1 protein-coding gene is annotated in these 1,472 nt (G+C 40.6%); it reads right to left on the bottom strand.

Annotated features, from left to right (window positions below; translation table 11 throughout):
- Window positions 1–305: 305 nt before the first annotated feature.
- A complete protein-coding gene (locus tag LUA91_RS20610) occupies window positions 306–1,379 on the bottom strand; it encodes an IS110 family transposase (protein WP_231428001.1) in 1,074 nt (357 codons plus the stop codon).
- Between the last annotated feature and the right edge of the window lie 93 nt (window positions 1,380–1,472).

Raw genomic sequence — 1,472 nt, 5'->3', positions numbered from 1 at the left:
AAATACTCCTATGATTAATATTAGTCATTTAGCATAGAAAAGGCCAAAGCTTTCCTTTAGAGCAGCAGACATTTATTATCTGCCGTTCTTCCGGACATTTCTTTCTCATTACAAATATAATATTTTGCTTCCAATCATTCCCAACCTCCTATTAGTAGTCAACAATTTATGCGCTACAAGTATCAATTTTTTCTGATTTGGATAAAAGACAGGCTACAAACTTTTTGAATGTATTTTCTTACAGGTATTTCCTAGTAGTCTCTGTCGGTATTTTAAGGGGATAATCCATGGCAGCAAATCTTAATCTATTTTATTATTCCTTTTTCATATTCCTGCTGTTTTAATAATATATAATAAATCCTGTTTAACAACTTCCTTGCAATTCTTATTATGGCTCTTTTACTGCTCATCCTGTTTTTGTATTCATTGTAGGCAAGCAGCATTGCCGGGTCCAGTCTGATTGCTACCCAGGATGCCTCTATCAACAAACTCCTGAGCATAGAATGATGCCTGGGCGTGAGTGGGCCTATACGTTCTGAATTCCCGCTAGAAAACTCGGTTGGGCACAATCCAACAAAAGAGTTAAGCTGATAAAAAGTACGGAATCTTTTCACATCGCCCAGTTCGGTTAAAAGGGTAAGGGCAGTGAGTGCACCGATTCCCGGAACAGTCATCAAAAGGCTTGACTGTTGAGCATAAGAGGCGGAGCGGAGCATTGTCCGCAAATCCGCACTGATTTGTAATAATTGTCCCTGAAAATATTCAACCTGCCCGATCATTCGTTTTAAGGTAAAATCTCCAGGTTCAAAACAGAGTCGGACTGATTTCAGCCAAACCAGGAATGCCCTGGTCCATTTTCCTTTCTTAAATGTGGAGGGGATGGTAATTCCAAACTTATAAAGAAGGCTTTTAATTCTTGATTTACATCTGTTCAGGTCACTGGCTATACGATAGCGGTAACGAACTAAAGAACGATCGCTTTCCTGTGATAAGCTTGGTACATAAATGCCCTCGAGCATACCCCCGGCAAGGGCGGAACCTATCCTTCGTGAGTCGTTGACATCATTCTTGGTGCGAATACCCTTGTCTGTCTGGGGAACATCAGCAGCATTGACAACCAGGCATTCGATACCCGATTCGCTGAAGACCCGGTGAGCCCAAAAGCCGCTGAAACCCGCTTCATAAGCCACCCTGAAGTGCGCGTTAGGATAATGATGACGTAAGTGGCTGATAAGAACAGCGGGATTGGATTCCTGCTGGAATTTTCTAAGATAGACCTGGTTATGGAAGATAGTTACATTCCAATGCTTCAGGTGAACGTCAATGCCAACATTGATCTGTTCGCCTGAAAAATCTACAATTTCACGTATATTTGACATAAGCCTTAGTTTTGAGTATAAAATTATCTTTTTATTGTAGCAAGTTTGACTACTTCTCGAACTAAGGCTCTTATTAATACATGGATACTTTTT

This window comes from Pedobacter sp. Leaf250, from assembly GCF_920984735.1.
Classification (GTDB): domain Bacteria; phylum Bacteroidota; class Bacteroidia; order Sphingobacteriales; family Sphingobacteriaceae; genus Pedobacter.
This window is presented reverse-complemented; position numbering and strand designations above follow the sequence as displayed.